12 protein-coding genes and 4 pseudogenes are annotated in these 21729 nt (G+C 60.1%); 7 read left to right on the forward strand and 9 right to left on the reverse strand.

Annotation, left to right across the window (positions count from 1 at the left end):
* Positions 1 to 8: 8 nt before the first annotated feature.
* The 3 genes from DMX12_RS21830 to DMX12_RS21840 form a co-directional block, all read right to left on the reverse strand.
* Positions 9 to 1220 (reverse strand): NarK/NasA family nitrate transporter, encoded by a 1212-nt coding sequence (locus DMX12_RS21830; protein WP_110679423.1) that lies wholly within the window; start codon positions 1218 to 1220, stop codon positions 9 to 11.
* A 190-nt stretch (positions 1221 to 1410) separates the two neighbouring features.
* Positions 1411 to 1986, reverse strand: a complete 576-nt coding sequence (locus tag DMX12_RS21835) for an ANTAR domain-containing response regulator (protein ID WP_009684013.1) — start codon at positions 1984 to 1986, stop codon at positions 1411 to 1413.
* A 12-nt stretch (positions 1987 to 1998) separates the two neighbouring features.
* Complete coding sequence (locus DMX12_RS21840; protein ID WP_110679424.1) at positions 1999 to 3213, reverse strand: CmpA/NrtA family ABC transporter substrate-binding protein; 1215 nt, start codon at positions 3211 to 3213, stop codon at positions 1999 to 2001.
* 158 nt (positions 3214 to 3371) lie between these two features.
* On the opposite strand from DMX12_RS21840, the gene DMX12_RS21845 reads away from it, so the two are divergent.
* Positions 3372 to 4394 (forward strand): quinone-dependent dihydroorotate dehydrogenase, encoded by a 1023-nt coding sequence (locus DMX12_RS21845; RefSeq protein ID WP_110679425.1) that lies wholly within the window; start codon positions 3372 to 3374, stop codon positions 4392 to 4394.
* A 106-nt stretch (positions 4395 to 4500) separates the two neighbouring features.
* On the opposite strand, the gene rmf is transcribed toward DMX12_RS21845, so the two are convergent.
* Positions 4501 to 4716, reverse strand: a complete 216-nt coding sequence (gene rmf, locus DMX12_RS21850; protein ID WP_003248687.1) for a ribosome modulation factor — start codon at positions 4714 to 4716, stop codon at positions 4501 to 4503.
* 558 nt (positions 4717 to 5274) lie between these two features.
* Here rmf and rlmKL point away from each other — a divergent pair.
* Together rlmKL and DMX12_RS21860 are read left to right on the forward strand one after the other, a co-directional pair.
* On the forward strand, positions 5275 to 7467 hold the full coding sequence (gene rlmKL / locus DMX12_RS21855; protein WP_110679426.1) for a bifunctional 23S rRNA (guanine(2069)-N(7))-methyltransferase RlmK/23S rRNA (guanine(2445)-N(2))-methyltransferase RlmL: 2193 nt from the start codon (positions 5275 to 5277) through the stop codon (positions 7465 to 7467).
* A gap of 94 nt (positions 7468 to 7561) precedes the next feature.
* Complete coding sequence (locus DMX12_RS21860; RefSeq protein WP_110679427.1) at positions 7562 to 9946, forward strand: GGDEF domain-containing protein; 2385 nt, start codon at positions 7562 to 7564, stop codon at positions 9944 to 9946.
* Between the two features lie 334 nt (positions 9947 to 10280).
* Here the strand turns inward: DMX12_RS21860 and dacB are convergent, their stop codons facing one another.
* The 5 genes and pseudogenes from dacB to DMX12_RS21885 form a co-directional block, all read right to left on the reverse strand.
* Positions 10281 to 11738, reverse strand: coding sequence for a D-alanyl-D-alanine carboxypeptidase/D-alanyl-D-alanine-endopeptidase (gene dacB, locus DMX12_RS21865; RefSeq protein WP_029887788.1), 1458 nt, complete (start codon positions 11736 to 11738; stop codon positions 10281 to 10283).
* Between the two features lie 186 nt (positions 11739 to 11924).
* The gene (locus DMX12_RS21870; protein WP_009684007.1) at positions 11925 to 12269 is read right to left on the reverse strand and encodes a YggL family protein; all 345 of its coding nucleotides are present in this window, start codon (positions 12267 to 12269) and stop codon (positions 11925 to 11927) included.
* Positions 12270 to 12310: 41 nt separating this feature from the next.
* Positions 12311 to 15943, reverse strand: coding sequence for a transporter substrate-binding domain-containing protein (locus DMX12_RS21875; protein ID WP_110679433.1), 3633 nt, complete (start codon positions 15941 to 15943; stop codon positions 12311 to 12313).
* Positions 15944 to 15951: 8 nt separating this feature from the next.
* A complete protein-coding gene (locus tag DMX12_RS21880; RefSeq protein ID WP_009684005.1) occupies positions 15952 to 16569 on the reverse strand; it encodes a response regulator transcription factor in 618 nt (205 codons plus the stop codon).
* Positions 16570 to 16853: 284 nt separating this feature from the next.
* Positions 16854 to 17573: pseudogene (locus tag DMX12_RS21885) on the reverse strand (deoxyguanosinetriphosphate triphosphohydrolase); the annotation flags it as partial.
* Positions 17574 to 17951: 378 nt separating this feature from the next.
* Between DMX12_RS21885 and DMX12_RS30415 the strand changes: the two are divergent.
* The 4 genes and pseudogenes from DMX12_RS30415 to DMX12_RS30425 all read left to right on the forward strand — a co-directional run.
* Positions 17952 to 18545, forward strand: a pseudogene (locus DMX12_RS30415) (PAS domain S-box protein); the annotation flags it as partial.
* A 48-nt stretch (positions 18546 to 18593) separates the two neighbouring features.
* Positions 18594 to 20354: an EAL domain-containing protein gene (locus tag DMX12_RS21890; RefSeq protein ID WP_371928283.1), complete on the forward strand. Its 1761-nt coding sequence runs from the start codon at positions 18594 to 18596 to the stop codon at positions 20352 to 20354.
* 121 nt (positions 20355 to 20475) lie between these two features.
* Positions 20476 to 21162: pseudogene (locus tag DMX12_RS30420) on the forward strand (PAS domain-containing protein); the annotation flags it as partial.
* A gap of 105 nt (positions 21163 to 21267) precedes the next feature.
* Positions 21268 to 21702, forward strand: a pseudogene (locus DMX12_RS30425) (methyl-accepting chemotaxis protein); the annotation flags it as partial.
* Positions 21703 to 21729 lie beyond the last annotated feature (27 nt).

The raw sequence follows: 21729 nt of genomic DNA on the forward strand, positions 1-21729 counted from the left end.
GGTGTGCCTCAGACCCGCGCTGCGGTCACGGCCGCCGAGCCCCAGGTGGTGCGCCAGCGTTGTTTCACCCCGTGCAGGCCGAACCAGGCCAGCAGGCCCAGGCTGGCGAACAGCCACAACCCCATTTGGTAGTCGCCAGTGTGTTGCTTGATGGTGCCCAGCCCCGCCGCCAGCAGGAAGCCGCCCATACCACCGGCCATGCCGATCAGCCCGGTCATCACGCCGATTTCCTGGCGGAAGCGTTGCGGCACCAGTTGGAACACTGCGCCATTGCCGGCACCCAGGCCGAGCATGGCGCTGACGAACAGGGCCAGGGCGGCGGCCGCGGAGGGCAGGTTGAAGCCGACGGCAGCAATGCAGACGGCCGCTACGCTGTACATGCCCAGCAGCGTGCGGATGCCGCCAAAGCGGTCGGCCAGGGCGCCACCGAGCGGGCGCATCAGGCTGCCGGCGAACACGCAGGCCGCCGTGTAGTAGCCGGCGGTGACCGGGCTCAGGCCGTACTGATCGCTGAAGTAGCCGGGCAGGGCGCTGGCCAGGCCGATGAAACCACCGAACGTGACGCTGTAGAAGAACATGAACCACCAGCTGTCGCGGTCGCCCAGTGCCTTGAGGTAGTCGGCCATGGCTTTGGGCTTGGGCCGTTGTGGGGCGTTACGTGCCAGCAAGGCGAAGACCACCAGCGCCAGCGACAGTGGCAGCAGTGCAAAGCCGAAGACATTGTTCCAGCCAAAGCCGGCTGCCAGTGCCGGGGCGAGCAGGGCCGCGAACACCGTGCCCGAGTTGCCAGCCCCGGCGATGCCCATGGCCTTGCCTTGATGCTGTGGCGGGTACCACTGCGAAGCCAGTGGTAGCGACACGGCGAACGAGGCGCCGGCAAAACCGAGGAACACGCCCAGCAGCAGTGCCTGTTCATAGCTGTGCACGCCCAGGCGCCAGGCAGCGGCCAGCGCGACGATGACCACTACCTGGCCAATCAGCCCGGCGGTCTTGGGCGACAGGCGGTCCACCAGCACGCCCATGGCAAAGCGCAGGATGGCCCCGGCCAGGATCGGCACCGCCACCATCAGGCCCCGCTGTTGTGCGCTCAATTGCAGGTCGGCGGCAATCTGCACCGCCAGCGGGCCCAGCAGGTACCAGACCATGAAGCTGAGGTCGAAGTACAGGAACGCGGCGAACAGCGTGGGCACATGCCCGGATTTCCAGAAGCTGGTACTCATCGAACACCTCACTCGGTCATGCAACGGAACGAAAAAGACGCCGCCACCCGCTCCACGGCTGTGGAGGGGCGAGCGACGTCTTTGTCGGAATTTAAGTGGGGCAACCGCCGTTGGTTACCGGTGCGTTTTGTTCAGCAAGAGATGGGCCAACTGTGCCTGGGCAGGGTGGCCAGGCAGTGCACCGGCCCCCTCAGCCGAGCATCTCGTGCATGGCGATGATCTGCTCGGCCACCTGGATCAGCTTCTGTTGGCGGCTCATGGCCTGGCGGCGCATCAGGGTGTAGGCCTGTTCTTCGTTGCAGTCTTTCATTTTCATCAGCAGGCCCTTGGCTTGCTCGATACGCTTGCGTTCGGCCAGTTGCTGGTCCCGTGCCAGCAACTGGGCGCGCAGGGCCTGGTCGCTTTCGAAGCGAGCCATGGCCACGTCCAGAATCGGCTGCAACCGCGCCGCATGGATACCTTCCACGATATAGGCACTGACCCCTGCCTGGATCGCCTGGCGCATTACCCCGGGGTCGTGTTCGTCAGTGAACAGCACGATCGGTCGGGGTTGGTCACGGCTGACCAGCACCACATGCTCCATCACATCGCGGTCCGGTGAATCGGTATCGATCAGCACCACGTCCGGGCGCACCGTTTCGACGCAGGCGGGCAGGTCGATGGTCAGGCCTGGGGCTTCGGTGACGTCGAAGCCGGCCTCGGTCAAAGCGGCCTTGAGGCGGCCTAGTTTGCTCTGGGTGTCGTCGATCAGCAGGATGCGCAGCATGGTCGTCCCCCCTTACCTGCCAACCTGGGCGTCGGGCAGATCGCCCAACGCATGCAGGCTGAAGCTACGGGCATAGCCGTAGGGGTCGCTGCCGTCCCAGCGGCTACCGTCTATCAGCAGGCTGCTGCGCATTGGGTGCGCCGGGCATGCCACGCCCAGGCTCTGGGCGGCCTCGGTGTACAGCGCCACGTGCTGGACCTGGCCCGCGACCTGGAGGTAATCCGGGTCTTCGCGCAGCAGGCCCCAGCGGCGAAACTGGGTCATGAACCACATTCCGTCGGACAGGTATGGGAAGTTGGCTCGGCCCTGGTCGAACAGGCGCAGGGCGTGCGGGTCTTGCCAGTGGTTGCCCAGGCCGTCGTGATAGTGGCCGAGCAGGCGTGGCTCGATGCTGGCCAGCGCGGTGTCCAGGTAGGCGCTGCCACTGAGCAGTTGCGCGGCGCTGCGGCGGTTGTCCGGGTTTTGCTCGATGAACCGGCTGGCAGCGAGGATCGCCTTGATCAATGCACGCGCGCTGTTGGGGTATTGTTCGGCGAAGGCGCGGGCACAGGCCAGGACCTTTTCCGGGTGGTCCGGCCAGATCGACTGGCTGGTGGCCAGGGTAAAGCCCTGGCCTTTGGCTACCGCGTCGGCGGCCCACGGCTCGCCGACGCAGAAGCCGTCGATGCGCCCGGCCTGGATGTGTGCGGCCATCTGCGCAGGCGGTACGACTACGCTGTCGACGTCACGCAATGGGTGGATGCCTTGGCTGGCCAGCCAGTAATACAGCCACATGGCGTGGGTGCCCGTGGGGAAGGTCTGGGCAAAGGTCAGCCGTGGGCCATGTTGGTGCACCAGCCGCGCCAGTGCTTCAGGGTTGGTCACGCCTTTGCGTTGCAGGGTTGGGGACAGGTTGATGGCCTGGGCGTTCTGGTTCAGCCCCATGAGCACGGCCATGTCGCTGCCCGGCACGCCACCGATGCCCAGGTGCACGGCGTAGACCAGCCCATACAGGCAGTGCGCGGCGTCCAGTTCGCCACTGACCAGTTTGTCCCGCAGGCCGGCCCACGAGCCCTGGCGCTTGAGGTTGAGGGTCAGGCCGTGCTGCTGGGCGAAGCCCTGGGTGGCGGCGACCACGACCGAGGCGCAGTCGGTGAGGCCCATGAAACCGATGTTGAGGCTGGGTTTCTCCGGCGCGTCGCTGCCGTTGACCCAGGCCAGGGGCGTTGCTCGGGGTGCAGTGTTCACAAGGTTCCTCGCCCATACTGATAAGGCTGTGGGCAGTTGGGGTGCAACCGATGTGCCATTTACGCGACCACCTCGCCCCATGGCCCCACGATGTGCTGTCATGCCGGCGCCGCGCTGGCTATAATCGCCCCCTCACTCACCCTGAGCCTTGCCCGCCCATGTATACCCTGGCCCGCCAGCTGCTGTTCAAGCTTTCCCCGGAAACTTCCCACGACCTGTCCCTGGACCTGATCGGTGCCGGTGGCCGTCTTGGCCTAAACGGCATGCTGTGCAAGCAACCGGCGGCGTTGCCGGTTTCGGTCATGGGCTTGAACTTCGCCAACCCGGTCGGCCTGGCCGCCGGCCTGGACAAGAATGGCGCGGCCATCGACGGCTTTGCCCAGTTGGGCTTCGGTTTCGTCGAAATCGGCACCGTCACGCCGCGCCCGCAGCCGGGCAACCCCAAGCCACGGCTGTTCCGCCTGCCACAAGCCACCGCCATCATCAACCGCATGGGCTTCAACAACCTGGGGGTCGATCACCTGCTGGGTCGTGTTCGTGCGTCGCGCTACAGCGGTGTGCTGGGTATCAACATCGGCAAGAACTTCGACACCCCGGTCGAGCGCGCGGTCGACGACTACCTGATCTGCCTGGACAAGGTGTACACCGCTGCCAGCTATATCACGGTCAACGTCAGTTCGCCGAACACCCCGGGCCTGCGCAGCCTGCAGTTCGGCGATTCGCTCAAGCAACTGCTCGATGCCCTGGCCGAGCGCCGTGAGCAGCTGGCTGCTGCACATGGCAAGCGCGTGCCGCTGGCGATCAAGATCGCCCCGGACATGAGCGACGAAGAAACCGCCCTGGTGGCGGCTGCATTGATGGAGTCGGGCATGGATGCGGTGATTGCCACCAACACCACGCTGGGCCGTGAGGGTGTCGAAGCGCTGCCGTATGGGGGCGAGGCAGGTGGCCTGTCAGGCGCGCCGGTGCTGGAGAAGAGCACCCATATCGTCAAGGTGCTGGCGGGTGAGCTGGGTGGCAAGTTGCCGATCATTGCCGCCGGTGGCATCACCGAAGGGCGCCACGCTGCCGAGAAGATCGCTGCCGGGGCGAGCCTGGTGCAGATCTATTCGGGCTTCATTTACAAGGGGCCGGCACTGATTCGCGAAGCGGTGGATGCGATCGCGGCGATGCCGCGCTAGTTTGGCGCTTTGCCAGCCCATTAAAAAGGGCCCCTTGAAGGGGCCCCTGGGCCTACGCCCGCCGCCCGATTGGGGCGTGCATGTAAATCGAATTCAGTGTCCTCGATCAGCCTACGGCGTGATTTTCGTTGAGTCTATGGATGCCAGCGGTGCCAGTCATTCCGTCCCAGTTATCGCCGCGACCTTCACGCCAGCCGTTGATCCAGGCTTGGCGAACAGAAGGAAGATTGAACGGGCAAAGTTCGCGGGATTTGCCGGTGACCCCGTATTGGTAGCCACGTGAATATGCTCTTTCCAACGGATCACGCTTAAGTCTTCTCATAGGGTGTTGCCCTCACTTGTTGACTGTAATGTCCCGTCGGCCTCTCCGAGGCCGGGCAGAGTCTTTCTGCCGGTTTGCGCTCGCTGCCGGCGTCGCGAGCTGAATGTGCCGCCTCGTTGCGAAGCGGCCTGAGACCAGTTCTATCGAATGCGAGTCACGGTGTGAATGATCGATTTGTCATAAGGACGTAACGTTTGTGAGGGTGTGGGGATAAGTAAAGAAATGCGACTCAACCTTGTTTAGCGTTGAGCCCGCTACGATCGGGGTTTTCCGATCATTGACGTCATTTTGCCAGCGTCACTCAAGGAACAGAGAAATAATTTGAAATGCGACGAAGGGTCACACAGGGCTCTACGTCGCCAGAATTTTTCGTACTGCCTGATGATCTAAGCTGTCTTTGCCACCCGGCAAAGTGCAGATCTGTCAGGTGGCCCGGCCCGCTGCGGCACACGTTGTGCCCAATCGGCCACCTGCACGCCTGCTGGAAAGGCGTGCGGGCAAACATCGCGGGGCGATGCGTCGCCTCGTCAGTCAATAGCCCAAGGCTCTGGAATATTCATGTCGGACCGTTTCGAACTCTACCTCACCTGCCCCAAAGGTCTTGAAGGCCTGCTTGCCGAAGAGGCCAAAAGCCTTGGCCTGGACGAAGTGCGTGAGCACACCTCGGCCATCCGCGGCGCCGCCGACATGGAAACCGCCTACCGCCTGTGCATCTGGTCGCGTCTGGCCAACCGTGTGCTGCTGGTGCTCAAGCGTTTTTCCATGAAGAACGCCGACGACCTGTACGACGGCGTGCACGCCGTCGACTGGGCGGACCACCTGGCGGCCGATGGCACCCTGGCGGTCGAGTTCAGCGGCCATGGCTCGGGCATCGACAACACCCATTTCGGTGCGTTGAAGGTCAAGGATGCTATCGTCGACAAGCTGCGCAACCGCGAAGGCCTGCGCCCGTCGGTGGAAAAAATCGATCCTGACGTTCGCGTGCACCTGCGCCTGGAGCGCGGCGAGGCGATCCTGTCCCTCGACCTGTCCGGGCACAGCCTGCACCAGCGTGGCTATCGTCTGCAGCAGGGCGCCGCGCCGCTCAAGGAAAACCTGGCGGCCGCTGTGCTGATCCGCTCCGGCTGGCCGCGTATTGCCGCGCAAGGTGGTGCGCTGGCCGACCCGATGTGCGGTGTAGGTACGTTCCTTGTGGAAGCCGCCATGATTGCTGCCGACATTGCGCCCAACCTCAAGCGTGAACGCTGGGGTTTCAGCGCCTGGCTCGGCCATGTGCCGGCGCTCTGGCGCAAGGTGCATGAAGAAGCGCAGGCACGGGCCCAGGCTGGCCTGGCCAAACCCCCGCTGTGGATCCGTGGCTACGAGGCCGACCCGCGTCTGATTCAGCCGGGCCGTAACAACGTGGAGCGCGCAGGCCTGGGGGACTGGGTGAAAATCTACCAGGGCGAGGTCAGCACCTTCGAGCCGCGCCCGGACCAGAACCAGAAAGGCCTGGTCATCAGCAACCCGCCCTACGGTGAGCGCCTGGGCGACGAAGCCAGCCTGCTGTATCTCTACCAGAACCTGGGTGAGCGTCTGCGCCAGGCGTGCATGGGTTGGGAGGCTGCGGTATTCACCGGGGCGCCGCAACTGGGCAAGCGCATGGGCATTCGCAGCCACAAGCAGTACGCGTTCTGGAACGGCGCGTTGCCGTGCAAGCTGCTGTTGTTCAAGGTGCAGCCTGACCAGTTCGTCACCGGTGAGCGCCGCGAGGCACCGGCCGACACCCGTGAGGTCGGCCAGCAGGTGCCCGTCACCAGCGAGCCGGCACGCCTGTCGGAAGGGGCACAGATGTTTGCCAACCGCCTGCAGAAAAACCTCAGGCAACTGGGCAAATGGGCCCGACGCGAGCAGGTCGACTGCTATCGCCTGTACGATGCCGACATGCCTGAGTATGCCCTGGCAGTCGATCTGTACCACGACTGGGTACACGTGCAGGAATATGCCGCACCACGCTCGGTGGACCCGGACAAGGCCCAGGCGCGCCTGCTCGATGCCCTGGCGGCCATCCCGCAGGCATTGGGCATTGCCCCGCAGCGCGTGGTGCTCAAGCGCCGCGAGCGGCAAAGCGGTACCCGCCAGTACGAGCGTCAGGCTACCGAGGGCCGTTTCCAGGAAGTCAACGAAGGCGGCGTGAAGTTGTTGGTCAACCTCACCGATTACCTCGACACCGGCCTGTTCCTCGACCATCGCCCGATGCGCATGCGTATTCAGCGCGAAGCAGCCGGCAAGCGCTTCCTCAACCTGTTCTGCTACACCGCCACGGCCACCGTGCACGCGGCCAAGGGTGGCGCGCGCAGCACCACCAGCATCGACCTGTCGAAAACCTACCTGGACTGGGCGCGGCGCAACCTGGCGCTCAATGGTTATTCCGAGCGCAATCGCCTGGAGCAGAGCGATGTCATGGCCTGGCTGGAAGGCAACCGTGACAGCTACGACCTGATCTTCATTGACCCGCCAACCTTCTCCAACTCCAAGCGGATGGAAGGTGTGTTCGACGTGCAGCGTGACCATGTGCAGTTGCTGGACTTGGCCATGGCCCGCCTGGCGCCCGGTGGCGTGCTGTATTTCTCCAACAACTTCCGTAAGTTCCAGCTGGACGAACACCTGATGGCACGCTACGCCGTGGAGGAAATAACGGCCCAGACCCTGGACCCGGATTTCGCCCGCAACAACCGCATCCACCGCGCCTGGCGCTTGCAGCTGCGCTGAGCCGACGGGGTACATTGCGCGGGTAGTGGCCAATAGCTATAACTTGGTTCATGGCTGGATAATCCGCAGGACGCTGACGTGACGAGACGGGTGTATGTCAAAGTGTGGCGTGCTTGCGCGGGTGCCTGGCCTGCGCGCAGAGGCGATGTCCGCCTGGGTGATGGCCTTGATTGCGCTGCTGGCCGGCGGCCTGCTGACGGCCGCCCTGGCCCTGGCCACGCAGTCGTTGTACAACCAGCAGCTGCGCCAGCGCTTCGAGTTGCTGGCGGGAGAGCGCTTGGGCCGCATCGCCGAGCGTTTTGCCGAACAGCAGCAGCGCCTGGATGGGCTGCGCTGGTTTTTCAGCTATTCCGATGAAATAACCCCCCGGGAATTTGCCGGTTATGCCCGGCCGCTGCTGCACCGTACCCAGACCTATGCCTGGGCCCCGCGCGTAGAGGCCGCGCAGCGCGCCGTGTTCGAACGCCAGGCCAGTAACCTTGCCGGCCCGGGCTTTATGATTCGCGATCAGGACCCGCAGGGGCAGTGGCGCCGCGCCCCTGCCCGCGACCTGTATTTTCCCGTGCTGTATAGCGCGTCAGGCACCTTGCCGGGGCTGCCATCTGGTCTCGACCTGGCCGCGCAGGATGCAGCCCGGGCAGTGCTTGCGCGGGCGCTGGTGCCGGGGAGCATGGCGGTGTCGCAGCCGCTGAAGTTGAATGCCAGCGAACCGGGCGTGCGCGGACTGATGATGGTGGCCCCGGTATTCGCCGTTGCCACGCCCCACGGCGCGGCAGCGGGTTATGTGCTGGCCCTGTTGAGCATGCCCGAGCTGATCGGCGATGGCCGGCCAGTGGCGCCTGACGATAACCTGGTAACGCGCCTGGTTGATCCGTCCGGGCGGCAGGGCCCAGAAGTTCTGTACGACTCCAACAACCCCGTGGCGCCCCTGTCGCTGGTCAGCGATCAGGTGTTGCACCTGGCGGACCGCCAGCTGCTGCTGAGTATCCGCCCCAGCCTGGCATTCCTGCAGGCCAACCGTTCTTCGGCGGTGCTGGCAGTCGGTGCACTGGGCGGTTTGCTGAGCCTGCTGCTGAGCGTGCTGTTGTTCAACCTGTTCAGCCAGCGTCAACGGGCCTTGGCCCTGGTTGCACAGCGCACCGCAGCGCTGCAGGTCAGCGAACAGTCGCTGCGTGGCACCCACAACCAGCTGCGCAGCGTGCTGGATGCCGCGACCCAGGTTGCGATCATCGCCACCAACCTCAAAGGGGTGGTCAGCACCTTCAATGCCGGTGCCGAAAGCATGCTCGGTTACCCGGCCAGTGAAGCCATTGGCCGCCTGCGCCTTGAGCAACTGGTGCTGGCCGAGGAGCTGAGCCAGCGTGCCCATGCCTTGAGTTTGCGCTTTGGCCGCGCCATTGCGGGGGGCCATGCACTGTTTGCCGAAACCGTATACGAACAGGGCGCCGAGCCAGGTGAGTGGACCTTGGTACGCGCCGACGGCAGCCAACTGGTAGCCAACATGCTGGTGACCGCCATGCTGGACGACCAGGGTTTATGGGTGGGTTACCTGGCCATCTGCATCGACGTCACCGAGCGGCGTCGGGTACATGAGGCATTGGCTGCGCGTGACCGGTTGCTGGAAAAACTCAGTGCCGAAGTACCGGGCGGCATCTACCAGTACAGGCTGGATGCAAACGGCCATTCGTGTTTCCCCTATGCCAGCAAGGGGCTGTACGACATTTATGAGCTTGACCTGCAGCAGCTGCGCGAGGATGCCGCCGCAGTGTACGAGCGCATTCACCCTGATGACCTGGAGCGGGTGAGCCGTTCGGTGCGCTACTCGGCCGAGCACCTGACGCCATGGCGCGAGGAGTACCGCGTGTGCCTGCCCCGGGCGGGCTTGCGCTGGGTGCGTGGCGAGGCAACGCCGGAAGTGGGCGAGCAGGGCTGCACCTTGTGGCATGGCTACCTGACCGATATTTCCGATCTCAAGGGTGTGGAACACGAATTGCGCAGGCTGTCGGTGACCGATTCACTGACCGGCATCCATAACCGCCGTTACTTCCAGGAACGGCTGAAAAACGAGTTGGAGCGTGCCCAGCGAGATGGCCAGGCGCTGGCGGTGATCATGCTCGACATTGATCACTTCAAGCGCATCAACGACCGTTTCGGCCATGCGGTCGGTGACCGGGTGCTGCGTAGCCTGTGCCAGCGCATCGGCCAGCGCTTGCGGCGTACCGATGTGTTCTGCAGGCTGGGCGGGGAGGAGTTCATGGTGCTGTGCCCGGGCACTGATGCCGAGCAGGCGCGTGTGCTGGCGCTGGAGCTTTGGCAAGGCGTGCGCAATGACCCGGTAGACGGCGTGGGCCAAGTCACCGCGAGTTTCGGCGTGGCCGGGTGGCGGCCGGGGGAGGGCGCCGACGCGTTGCTGTTGCGCGCCGATGCCGGGGTTTATGCGGCCAAGCAGGCCGGGCGGGACCGGGTAGAGGGGGAGTGATCGCGCGCTAGGTGCCGGCCACGGCATCTTCAGCGCCTGTGAGATCGAGCGCCGCCCGCGCGGCGCATCGCGAGCTGCGCTCGCTCCTACGTTTGTTTCGGGCCAATTATTCCTGTGGGATTTGTGCGCGAACGCCTTGGCGCATGCCTCATTATCGCGCTGTACAAACAAGGCGGTCGCGCGCACCTGGCACAGGGGTTACTGGCCCGAAACAAACGTAGGAGCGAGCGCAGCTCGCGATGCGCCGCGCGGGCGGCGCTCGATCTCACACGCGCTGCATATCTTGTGGCAAACACCTGTCAGCCCCACCGCCCCTGCACCCAGTCGCTGTGCATCAATTGGCAGCGGTGCTGCCGGCCAGCTTCGGCTGGCGGTACAGGTCCAGCAGCACCTGGTCCAGCACCTGCGAGGCACCCCATGGTTTCGGGTCGTTGAGGATCGCCGCCACTGCCCAGGTGTGGCCATTGCTGTCGCGGCTGAAACCGGCTATTGCGCGCACCGTGTTCAGGGTGCCGGTCTTGATGTGCCCTTCGCCGGCCATGGCGGTGCGCTTGAGGCGCTTGCGCATGGTGCCATCCATGCCCACCAGCGGCATCGAACTCATGTATTCGGCAGCGTAGGGGCTCTTCCAGGCTGCCTGCAGCATCTCGGCCATTTCCCGGGTGCTGACGCGCTCGGCTCGCGACAGGCCAGAACCGTTTTCCATCACCAGGTGCGGCGCGGTAATGCCTTTTTTCGCCAGCCACTGGCGTACCACGCGCTGTGCGGCACGCGCATCGTCGCCATCGGCATCGGTGCGGAACTGTGCGCCAAGGCTGAGGAACAACTGCTGGGCCATGGTGTTGTTGCTGTACTTGTTGATGTCGCGGATCACTTCGACCAGGTCTGGGGAGAAGGCACGTGCCAGCAGGCGGGCACTCTTGGGCACGTTCTCGACACGGTCGCCGCCCTGGATGGTGCCGCCCAGCTCGTTCCAGATGGCACGTACGGCACCGGCCGCGTAAGTCGGGTGGTCAAGCAGGGCCAGGTAAGTCTGCGAGTTGCAACCGTCACCCAGTTGGCCGCTGACCGTCACACTGATGCCGTTGGCCTGAGGCACTGGGTTGTAGCGCACATCGCCACTGCATTGTTTCGAGGCCACAGGCTTGACCTGGTTGTCGATGCGGATGCTGGCAATCGGTGGCTCCACCGCAATGGTGACCTTGCCTCCATCGTTGCGGGCAACAAAGCGCAGGGCCTTGAGGTTGACCAGCAGCGAGTCGGGCTTGACCAGGAACGGCTTGTTTTCGTCACCGCCGTCGTCGTTGAACTGGGGCAGGTTGGGTTGCACGAAGTGGCTGCGGTCCAATACCAGGTCACCGGTGACGGTGCGCACACCATTGGCGCGCAGGTCACGCATCAGCAGCCACAGCTTTTCCATGTTCAGCTTGGGGTCACCGCCGCCTTTGAGGTACAGGTTGCCGTTGAGCACCCCGTTGCTCAGGGTGCCGTCGGTGTAGAACTCGGTCTTCCACTGAAAGGTCGGGCCAAGCAGCTCGAGGGCTGCGTAGGTGGTAACCAGTTTCATGGTCGAGGCCGGGTTTACCGACACGTCGGCATTGAACACGGTGGGAACACCGGGGCCATCCAGGGGCAGCATGACCAGCGACAGTGCGGTGTCTTGCAGTTTGTTGGCTTTGAGCGCCTGCTGCACTTTGGCAGGCAAGGTGGTGTTGACGGCTGCGGCTTGGCTGGGCAAGGCGAAGGGCAATAGCAGGCCGGCGAGTACGAGGGGACGAAGCGTTTTGATCATGGTGAGCAAATACCCTGCAGCGAGGGAAAAGGACATTGGGGCTGTAAGCGATGATGGCCCCACGAGCTAAAGAAACCGCATTATGCCCCAAGCGTAGCGACGATGCGCCACGTTCGACGGAAAACCATCGCCAATAAAAAGGCCACCTCGAGAGGTGGCCTTTCTTCGATCGAACCGGGCTGAGGGTTACTCAGCCTTGTTGATCGGCTTTTCCGGGTACCAGGCGTCCAGCAACGGGCTGACTTCGATCTTGGTCAGTTCGCTGCGGCCTTTGAGCCAGGCTTCGACGGCGGCGCGTTGTTCTTCGCTGACCGAGCCGCGTTTGACCGAGCACACCAGGCCGTAATCGTCACCGCCTACATAATCCAGGCCGTTGGCGTCCATGGCTTCAGCCAGGAACGCGTCGAGGAAAGCATCGATTGCCTGGTCATCCAGATCTTCCTTGAATTCCAGGTTCAGCTCGAAGCCCAATTCCTGAAACTCGTCGACACACAGCTTCTTGCGCAGACGACGGGAGCGGTTTGTGGCCATGAAACAATCCTCTTAGGTAATAACGCCGCGCAGTCTACCAGTTAACACGCGTGGCTGCCTGCCTGAGTGTCGGCGGGTGGCGCCAACTCCCTGGCCAGGGCGCGCTCCACCCGGCGCATGTGGCGTGCCAGTGCCTGGCGCTTCAAGCGTAGCTGGGCAGGGGTGAGGGTGCCGGCTTCCAGCGCTTCGCATGCCGCCATCAGGGCGGGTGCCTTGAGCATGCGTGCGGCGCTCAGCACCTTGTGGGCCTGGTCGGCGATGGCCGTGCTGTCGTGCTGCGGGTCCAGCGCCATCAAGCTGAGCAGGTCGGCCTGCAGGCTCTGCAGTAGCGCTTGCAGAAAACGCTGGCGGTCGTCGGGTGCTGGCCCGGTCACGGCCGCCAGGCCGCCCAGTTCGTACAACCTGTTCGGGGGGCATTGCTGGCGGCGCGGGTGAATGCCCGCCAGGCACTGGCTGAGCGTACTCAGGCTGATGGGCTTGAGCAGGCAGTCGTCCATGCCGGCGCTCAGGCATTTGCGACGGACCTCTGGCTGGGCGTTGGCGGTATAACCCAGGATGGTGCAGCGCGGCCGCTGGCCATGGCGTTCTTCGGTGCGCACCGCGGTTGCCAGCTGGTAGCCGTTCATGTGCGGCATGTTGCAGTCCAGCACCAGCACGTCGAAATCACCGGCGCGCCAGGCGGCCAGGCCTTCCCGGCCATCCCGGGCGCTGGCATGCTGCAGGCCCAGATAACCGAGCTGCTGCGCCATCAGTTCCAGGTTGGCCGGGTGATCGTCGATCACCAGCACGCGCAGACCGGGGTCGGGAACGTCCAGGCATTCCGGCAACTGGGCGGGTTGCGCTGCAGCATCGACCCGTTGCAACGGCATCTTCAGGCGCACCTGGGTGCCGACATCCTCCAGGCTCTTGATGGTCAGGCTGCCCCCCATCATGTCGCACAGGTTGCGGCAGATGGCCAGACCGAGCCCGGTGCCCGCACGGGCACCCTGGCTGTGCGGGTTGGCTTGGATGAACGGGTTGAACAGGCGCTTCAGGTCGTCGGCATGGATGCCGATACCACTGTCGCGCACCTCCAGGTCCAGCATTGCAGGCCTGCCAGGGGCTTCGTCCAGCAGGCTGACGCAGATGCGTACCTGGCCATGCTCGGTGAACTTGATGGCGTTGCTCACCAGGTTGGACAGCACTTGCTTGAAACGCAGGGGGTCGAGCAACGCGTGGCAACGTGCGGCCGGTTCGATGATCACTTCCAGCGCCAGGCCTTTTTGCCGTGCCTGGCCATCGAACATGCGCCCCACCGACTCGACCAACGCTGCCAGGTCGACCACCTCGGGGGCCAGCGACAGATGCCCGGATTCGATGCGCACGATATCGAGAATGTCACCGATCAAGCCCAGCAGGTCTTTGGCCGAATGGTGCGCCAAGGCCAGCGCGCTGCGGTCCACCCACCCTTGATCGGCGCGTTTGACCGCCAGTTCGAGCATGCCGATGACCGCATTCATGGGCGTGCGGATTTCGTGGCTGATGGTGGCCAGGAAGGTGCTTTTGGCGCGGTTGGCATCGTCGGCCTGCTGCTTGGCCTGGCGCAGTTCCGTGACCAGCTGGCGGCGGTCGCTGATGTCGATCCAGCCGCCGATGATGCCCTGTACCTCACCCAGCGAATCACGGTAGGGCAGGATCCAGTGGTAGATGGTCATCTCCCGGCCCTTGATCCGCAACGGGCGGTCCATGATCAGGGGGGAGCCGGCGGCCATCACTTTGTGGTAATCCGCCTGGATTTGCCGGGTCTGTTCGGCGTCGGCGAACAGGCTGGCGGTCAGCTGTTTGCCGATAACCTGCTCGGAGCGGGCCTGTACCGCCTCCAGATAGCTGTAGTTGCAGCTTTGCAGGCGGCCATCGCGGTCGCGCACGTACATGGGGTGAGGGGTGCCGTTGAGCAGTGCGCGCATGAATGCCAGTTGGTCGTTCAGCGCCCTTTCGGCGCGCTGGCGCTGACGGATCTGCAAGCGCAGGCGGGCGTTCCAGAGCAACGCCAGCAGAAGCAGCACCGCCGTGGCCAGTACCACCTGCAGCGCCAGCCGGCGGTAGCTCTGGCTCTTGCTGTCTTCGTGCGGGCCAAAGCTGCGCCAGCGGTTATTGATGACACCCAGTTCCTCGGGCGAAATGCTCTGCAGGGCCTTGTCGAGAATCGAGGCCAAAGCCGGTGAAGACGCGTTGGTGGCCATGGCGTAGTTGGCGGGCTCGCCGCCGACCGAGGTGCGGATGACCAGGTCTGGGTTGCTGGCCAGGGCGTGGTTGGCATCGATCAGGGTGGTGATCACCGCATCGACGGCGCCGCTGTTGAGCAATGCCATGGAGTAGAACGCGCTGGCGCTCTCGACCCAGCCAATGTGCGGATAATGCTGCGGCAACGTGGCATGCATGGCGCTGTGGCGGGTCACGGCGATGCGGTGGCCCTGCAACTGCTCCAGGGACCCTGGGGCCGGTTTGTCCTTGCGGCTGACCAGAACATAGGCGCTTTCCAGGTACGGCCGGCTGATCTGCAGGTCCTTGTCGACCAACCCGGCAATGGCCAGGGCGGCGATCACGTCGGCGCGGCCATCCTTCAAGCGGGCGATCATGTCGGCAATGCCACTGGCCCGCTGTACCTCGAAGCGCAAGCCGGTGCGCAGGCGAATGAGCTCCAGCAGGTCAGCAGTGATGCCGCGAAAATGCCCTGAGCCGTCGAAGTAGGACAGGGGCGCAGCGGTGTCGTCAATGGCCACACGCATCACGGGGTGCTGTTGCAGCCATTGTTGCTCTGTTGCGCTCAATTGCAGGTTGCGGTCGGTCAACAGCAGGTCGCTGCCGGCGCTCCAGCGTTTGAAGATACTGGCGCGCATGGCGGGGGGCTGGCTATCGAGGATGGTATCGACCAGTTCCCTCAGTACGGTGTCCTGCTGGCGCAGGGCAAAGCCGAAGCCGATGGCTTCGTGCTTGCCGAAGTTGGCCATGCGCAGGCGCGGCAGGTGGCCGCGGTTGAGCTGGTAGTGGGTGGAAATGGTGTCGCCGATGAACACGTCGGCCTGGCCGAACGCTACGGCATTCAACGCCTGGCTGGAAGACTCGAACGTCAGCAGCTCGGCCTTCGGGTAGGCGTTGAGCATTTCTGCCTCGGGCAGGTAGTGATAGAGCATGCCCAGGCGCATGCCGGCCAGGCCTGTGTCCAGTGCCCGCGTTTCGTCTTCGCGCGTGACCAGCACCGGCTGGTCAACGGCATAGGGGTGCGACAGGGCCAGGCCGTCGCTGGCCGCTTCGTAGCCATTGGCGCTGCCCAGCAGGTCGATGTCGCCTTGCCGGAGTGCTTCTACAGCGGCCTGGCGGCTGGGAAAACGCAGCACGCGTACCGGCAACTCCAGGGCCGTACCGATCAGGTTTGCATATTCGGCGGTGAGCCCCTGGTAGTCATGGCCGCCACTGGAGATGTCGAACGGCGGGTAGTCGGGGGCCGATGTTCCCAGTACCAGTTCCTGGCGCCCTGCAAGCCATTGCCGTTGCTCGGCGGTGAGTTGCGGTGGCGCTGGCCTGGCCGATGAACGCGCCAGGAGCGTGTACGATGCAGTTTCGGGGTGGGTGCCCAGTGCCGCGCTGCTGAACAGCAGCAGCGCGAGCAGCAGGCGGGCGAAAGGGCGGGCCATGAACATGCTCAGACCAGCGCGTTGCGCTTGGCCATCTCGATCAGGTCGACCAACGTACTGACCTGCAGCTTTTGCATGAGGCGCTTCTTGTAGGTACTCACGGTCTTGCTGCTGAGGAACATGCCCTTGGCAATTTCCTTGTTGCTGCGCCCTTGGGCGAAGAGTTGCAGCACCATCAGTTCGCGATCATTTACCTGGCGGAAAAGTTGCAGGTCGCTCGTGGTTACCTGGTCATGCTTTATTGCCTGGCTGGGGAAGTAGTTATAACCGGCCAGCACGGCCTTGATTGCACTCAGCAGTTCACCGAGGTCCTCCTGCTTGCACACATAACCGGCAGCACCCGAGTGCATGCAGCGCACGGCAAACAACGCCGGGGCCTGTGCAGTCAGCACCAGCACTTTCATGGGCAGCGCCATGGCCTGGAAGCGCGCAAGCACCTCCAGCCCGTCTAGCTTGGGGATGCTGATGTCGAGGATGACCAGGTCGGGGTGGCTCTCGCGGATCATCTGCATCGCGTCCACGCCATTGTCCGATTCACCGACAATCTTGTAATTCTGGTTTTCCAGCAGCATGCGGACGGCAAGGCGGATGACCGGATGATCGTCAACAATAAATATGGAATGCATGTTCAACTTGCCTGCGGTCAATTGTGGGTGACAGGCGGCACCTTATCGCAGTTGGAAGTCAACGGGCATGCAAGGAAGGGCTGTTTGCCCCATATGGGAAATGGCTTACAAGATAAAGCAAAACGGGCTACGAGATAATCGTGCGCGACCCAATGTCAAAGTGCATTTGGTAACTTTTCGTTGGCAAATTAAACGTGTTGTTTAATTTGCCCTCGGTATATGTAGGAAGTTTCCTGTAACCCAGGTGCAGCACCGGCACGCTGGCCGGTCTGCACCGCCATGGCTCAGCCCGGGCCCGAGCGCCCGGTCATTTCCCTGGCCATTTCGCTGGCGTAGCTGTCGGTCATGCCGGCGATGAAATCGATCATGCGCAGGAACGCGTTGTACAGCGAGCCGTGTGGGTCTGGTGCACTGTTGCCGAGCAGGTCCATGACGCGCCGGCTCTTGAACGAGGGTGTGCGCCCGCCGTGTTGTTCGAGCGCCGCGCCGCAGAAGGTATTGAGCAGGATTTCCAGTGTGGTGTAGGCGCCGATTTCGTGCAGGGTCTTGCGCTTGTCCTGGAAGATCTTGTTGCGCGCAATGTCTTTGGCCTGCAGCACGCAGCGCTTGGCCGGGCCGTGCATGTGTTCGACCAGGTCGCCTGGCAGTTGCCCGGCCAGCAACGCTTGCTGCTGCTCGACAAAAGCCTGGGCGGCAGCGTTGGTCAAGTGCTCGATGGCCTTGCCACGCAGGATGGCCAGCTTGCGCCGGCGAGAATCGCCGGGGCCCAGCTGGCGATAGGTTTCCGGCAGATCGTCGCCGACCAGGTCGAGCAGCAAGGCTTCGACTTCGCCGTATTGCAGCAAGTCCATCTCCAGGCCGTCTTCCAGGTCGATCAGCGCGTAGCAGATGTCGTCGGCCGCTTCCATCAGGTACACCAACGGGTGGCGCGCCCAGCGCTGGTGCTCCAGCTGTGGCAGGCCGAGCTTGCGGGCGATCTGTTCCAGCAGTGGCAGCCCGCTTTTGGTAATTGAACAACCATTTCTTATATTGATGGCGGAGTACCTTCAAATAGGTGTTTTTCGGAAAAATTGTTCTTTAGATTCAGTATTTTAGGGTTCGATGCTTAAGTGGATAAAGTGCTGCTAAGTGTATTTTTCTGTTCATATGGTCAGGATTTTATGGCCGGGATTAGATGTTCGAGAGCACCTGATGACTTTTGATATTGATGGCCTTAAGCTATTGGTGTTTCGTGGGGCGGGTGATGCGGGCTAAGCCTGCTAGAACTCCGTTGGTAAGATGCCTTTTGAGTAGCTCGTCGGTAGTATCTAAATGCCTATTACACATAATCTTTCAAAAATATTCACTCAGACACTTGAGCAAGCTGTAGGGGCTATAGCAGAGATGAAGTGCTAGGTCGTAATGTTAAGATGCTCGTTCCTTTAGGAATGCAGTCTAAGCACGATGACTATATAAATGAAAATCGCCGGACGGGTATCAATAAAATTGTAGGTACTACGCGAGAGGTCCCGATTCATAGAAAGGATAGCTCTCAGCGGTGGGGAGCTATGTCGATCTCTCGTGTCGAGAGTGAAGGGATGGTTGTTTATACTGCATTTGTGAAGGATATTACTGATAGGCGTAAAGAGCGTCAGCGTACCAAGCTTTTATCACTGGTTGCGAATGAGACAGATAATGCAATTGTTATTACCGACCATGAGTGGAAAATTGTCTTTGTAAATAAGGGTTTTGAGCGTATTTTTGGCTATTCTTCTGAAGAGGTTGAAGGGTTAAGGCCTGCTGCTCTAATAGTGCCGCATTTGAGTGATGAAAGAATTCAGGCGGTCCACTCTAGATTAAAGGCTGGTTTGTCTTTTAAGGTTGAAGAGTTAACGCGGCTTAAAGATGGCGAGCGTATATGGTCAAATATTGCTATTAGTCCAATTTTGAGTGCGAGTGGCGATCTTGTTAATACTGTTACTGTGCTTGCTGATGTGACAGGCTCAAAGATACATGAGGTTATTCAAAGTGCTATATTGGATGCCATGGTGCGGGAGAATCCTCTAGAGGAGGTAATGGATCTGGTATGTAGGGAAATTGAATTTGTTGAGCCTGATATAAAGATAGCTGTTATACAGATTGATGAAGATGGGGTCATGCATCCGCTGGCGGCCCCCAGTCTTCCGGTTGAGTATGCAAGGCTATTAGAAGGGATGCAAGTGAAACATTGTGTCGGCTCTTCAAGCAAGGCTGCTTACTATGGTGAGCCTGTTGTTGCGGAGGATATTGAGCAAGATCCAGTATGGGAGGGCCTGTCAGAAGAGTTTTTGAGGTTTGGAATTAAAAGTTATTGGTCTACGCCTATCAAGAATACAAAGGGAAGTGTTGTCGGTGTACTTGTTTTTTATTACTCGGTGCGTAGGGTTCCTTCAAGCCTTCATGAAATGATGATGGAGGTTGCTTCGCCGCTTTGTGCTCTTGCGATAGAGCGTGAAGAAGATAGAGAGAACATACGGCAGTTAGCGTTTTATGATAGCCTTACCGAGCTTCCCAATCGCAGTCTATTGCATGCTAAAGCCGACCATGCTTTGGTTGATGCGAGGAGATCAAAAAGCTCAATGTCGGTCTTGTTTATTGATTTGGATCGATTTAAGCAAGTTAATGATTCACTTGGGCATCCGGCTGGTGATGAGTTGCTTAGGGCCGTTGCTGAAAGATTACTATTTAATCGCCGGGCGTCTGATATTGTAGGGCGGCTGTCTGGAGATGAATTCGTTGTGGCTCTACCAAACTGTGGTAGTGAACATGTCACTGAGATTGTTGAGGAAATAAGAAAGTCTATATCAAGGCCGATTAATATTGGTGGGGTTATTTTGTCTCCATCCGCCAGTATAGGGGTTAGTGTGTATCCTCAAGATGGTCATGATATGGGTACTTTGATACATCGTGCTGATATGGCTATGTACCAAGCGAAAGGAAGTGGGAGAGGCAGGTTTAGTTTCTTTAGTCCTGAGCTGAATCAATTGGCTCTAGAAAGGCAGGAGTTGGAAAGTGCATTGCGTTTGGCAATAGATGGTGGCGAGCTTAGGTTGCACTATCAGCCGCAAGTTAATGTAGATGATGGGACGCTCTATGGTGTTGAAGCTTTGGCTAGGTGGCGGCACTCAAAGTTTGGAGAAGTTTCTCCTTCGAGATTTATTCCTCTTGCTGAAGAGTGTGGGCTGATAGGGGATTTAGGTGCTTGGGCTGTAAGGGAGGCCTGTCGTCAGCTTGCAAGTTGGAGGCGGAAAGGGCTGAAAATACCTGCCGTTTCTGTGAATTTGTCGCCAAGTAATTTTCATAACTTAGATCTTGGTGGGATGATATTGAGGACTCTAGGGCAGCATGATTTAAAGGTCGGCGATTTGACATTGGAGCTTACGGAGAGTGTTTTGCTTGATACAAATCCTAATACTATGAAGGTGTTGGGTGATGTCAACTCAAAAGGGATTAAGTTGGCGATGGATGATTTTGGTACGGGCTACTCTAGTTTAAGCTATCTTAGGAAGCTTCCGATTCAAGAGCTAAAGCTAGATAAGAGCTTTGTTCTTGATTTGGAGAAAGATGAGATAAGTAGGGCACTTAGTGAGGCTGTGCTTAGGATAGGTGATAGTTTACATTTAAAGGTCGTCGCTGAAGGCGTTGAAGAGGCGGGGCAATATAAGGTTCTCAAGGAGCAGGGTTATCATGTTGCTCAAGGTTACTTTCTTTCAAAGCCGCTTGCTCCTAGAGAATTAGAAGAGTGGGTTTCCAATCTCTATAAATAATTTAATTTTTCGAGTGGGTGATGGTATGTTTTTCAAGGTTAGGGATTTAAAAGAAAAGCTTGCGGAAGTTAGTGAGAAGCTTTTTTCGTTGGAGCAGGTTAGGAAAAGTCTTGACGATGAGATGTTAGTGCTTCGATTAGATTCTCAAGGTGTTATTATGGAGGGTAATGATAATTTTTTACGTGAAATGATTTATTCGGTTGAAAAATTGGTTGGGAGGCCAATTTTTGACTTGGTTCCAGCTTTTGCTCGGAGTACAGATCATTTTAATCGTATGAAGAATGCGGTTCAGTCTGGGAGTCATTGGGTTGGTGCTCTTCAAGCTTGTAGGGGGAATGGGGAGGAGGCATGGTTGCGTGTGATTATTCAGCCAATTAGAAGTTCAATGGGGGTGCTTTCTCATCTCTCAGTGTATGCCACTGACCTTACTCGAACTATTGCAGAGTCCTGTGAACATGAGAATTTGATTGGGGCTTTGCAGCGTTCAACTGCAGTTATTGAATTTGATCTTGATGGGATAGTTTTAACTGCAAATGATAGATTTTTAAGTGCAATGGGTTACAGCTTGGAGCAAATAAAAGGAAAGCACCACAGGATTTTCTGTGAGTCTGCAGAGTCTTCCTCTCAAGGGTATGAGGATTTTTGGGAGAGACTTCGAAGGGGGGAGTTTGTGGCGGATCGCTTAAAACGTATAGATAGTTATGGTCGGGTTGTGTGGCTGGAGGCCTCGTATAATCCAGTTTCGGACTCTTATAAAAGATTGTATAAAGTGGTTAAGTTTGCAACTGTCATTACTGAGCAAGTTAACCGCGAGCAGGCAGTGTCTGAGGCGGCCGATATAGCTTATGGTACTTCGAGGAATACTGATGAAAGTGCACGGCGTGGTAGTGGAGTGGTTCAGGATACAGTGAGGGTAATGCAGGAGCTGGCTGCTCAAATGGAAGCGGCTGTAGAGGGTATTCGTGCACTGGATCAGCAGTCCCAACTGGTTGGTGGGATTGTAAAAAGTATTGGGGGAATTGCTGATCAGACTAATTTGCTTGCACTCAATGCGGCGATTGAAGCGGCAAGGGCTGGTGAACAAGGGCGGGGGTTTGCTGTAGTTGCTGATGAGGTAAGACAGCTTGCATCCAGAACTACGAAGGCGACGAAGGAAGTTGTCGAAGTGGTTTCTAAAAACCAAAAAATGGCGGAGGAGGCTCTTCGAATCATAGAGCAGGGTAAAATGCATGCAGTGCAAGGTCTTGAGCTTTCCGCTGAGGCAGGAAATGTTATATGTGAAATTCAGGAGGGGGCTCAAAAAGTGGTTGAGGCGGTAGGACGTTTTGCTAATAGGTTGGGTAACTGATTGGTCTTGTGAGTTTGTGTTTTGCTG

This window comes from Pseudomonas sp. MB-090624, from assembly GCF_003205245.1.
Classification (GTDB): Bacteria; Pseudomonadota; Gammaproteobacteria; order Pseudomonadales; family Pseudomonadaceae; genus Aquipseudomonas; species Aquipseudomonas juntendi.

What these genes read in the sequence shown, in the direction of transcription:
- DMX12_RS21830 (WP_110679423.1), bottom strand. Translation starts at nt 1,220, where the DNA reads ATGAGTACCAGCTTCTGGAAATCCGGGCATGTGCCCACGCTGTTCGCC.
- DMX12_RS21835 (WP_009684013.1), bottom strand. Translation starts at nt 1,986, where the DNA reads ATGCTGCGCATCCTGCTGATCGACGACACCCAGAGCAAACTAGGCCGC.
- DMX12_RS21845 (WP_110679425.1), top strand. Translation starts at nt 3,372, where the DNA reads ATGTATACCCTGGCCCGCCAGCTGCTGTTCAAGCTTTCCCCGGAAACT.
- rmf (WP_003248687.1), bottom strand. Translation starts at nt 4,716, where the DNA reads ATGAGAAGACTTAAGCGTGATCCGTTGGAAAGAGCATATTCACGTGGC.
- rlmKL (WP_110679426.1), top strand. Translation starts at nt 5,275, where the DNA reads ATGTCGGACCGTTTCGAACTCTACCTCACCTGCCCCAAAGGTCTTGAA.
- DMX12_RS21860 (WP_110679427.1), top strand. Translation starts at nt 7,562, where the DNA reads ATGTCAAAGTGTGGCGTGCTTGCGCGGGTGCCTGGCCTGCGCGCAGAG.
- dacB (WP_029887788.1), bottom strand. Translation starts at nt 11,738, where the DNA reads ATGATCAAAACGCTTCGTCCCCTCGTACTCGCCGGCCTGCTATTGCCC.
- DMX12_RS21870 (WP_009684007.1), bottom strand. Translation starts at nt 12,269, where the DNA reads ATGGCCACAAACCGCTCCCGTCGTCTGCGCAAGAAGCTGTGTGTCGAC.
- DMX12_RS21875 (WP_110679433.1), bottom strand. Translation starts at nt 15,943, where the DNA reads ATGGCCCGCCCTTTCGCCCGCCTGCTGCTCGCGCTGCTGCTGTTCAGC.
- DMX12_RS21880 (WP_009684005.1), bottom strand. Translation starts at nt 16,569, where the DNA reads ATGCATTCCATATTTATTGTTGACGATCATCCGGTCATCCGCCTTGCC.
- DMX12_RS21890 (WP_371928283.1), top strand. Translation starts at nt 18,594, where the DNA reads ATGGTGCGGGAGAATCCTCTAGAGGAGGTAATGGATCTGGTATGTAGG.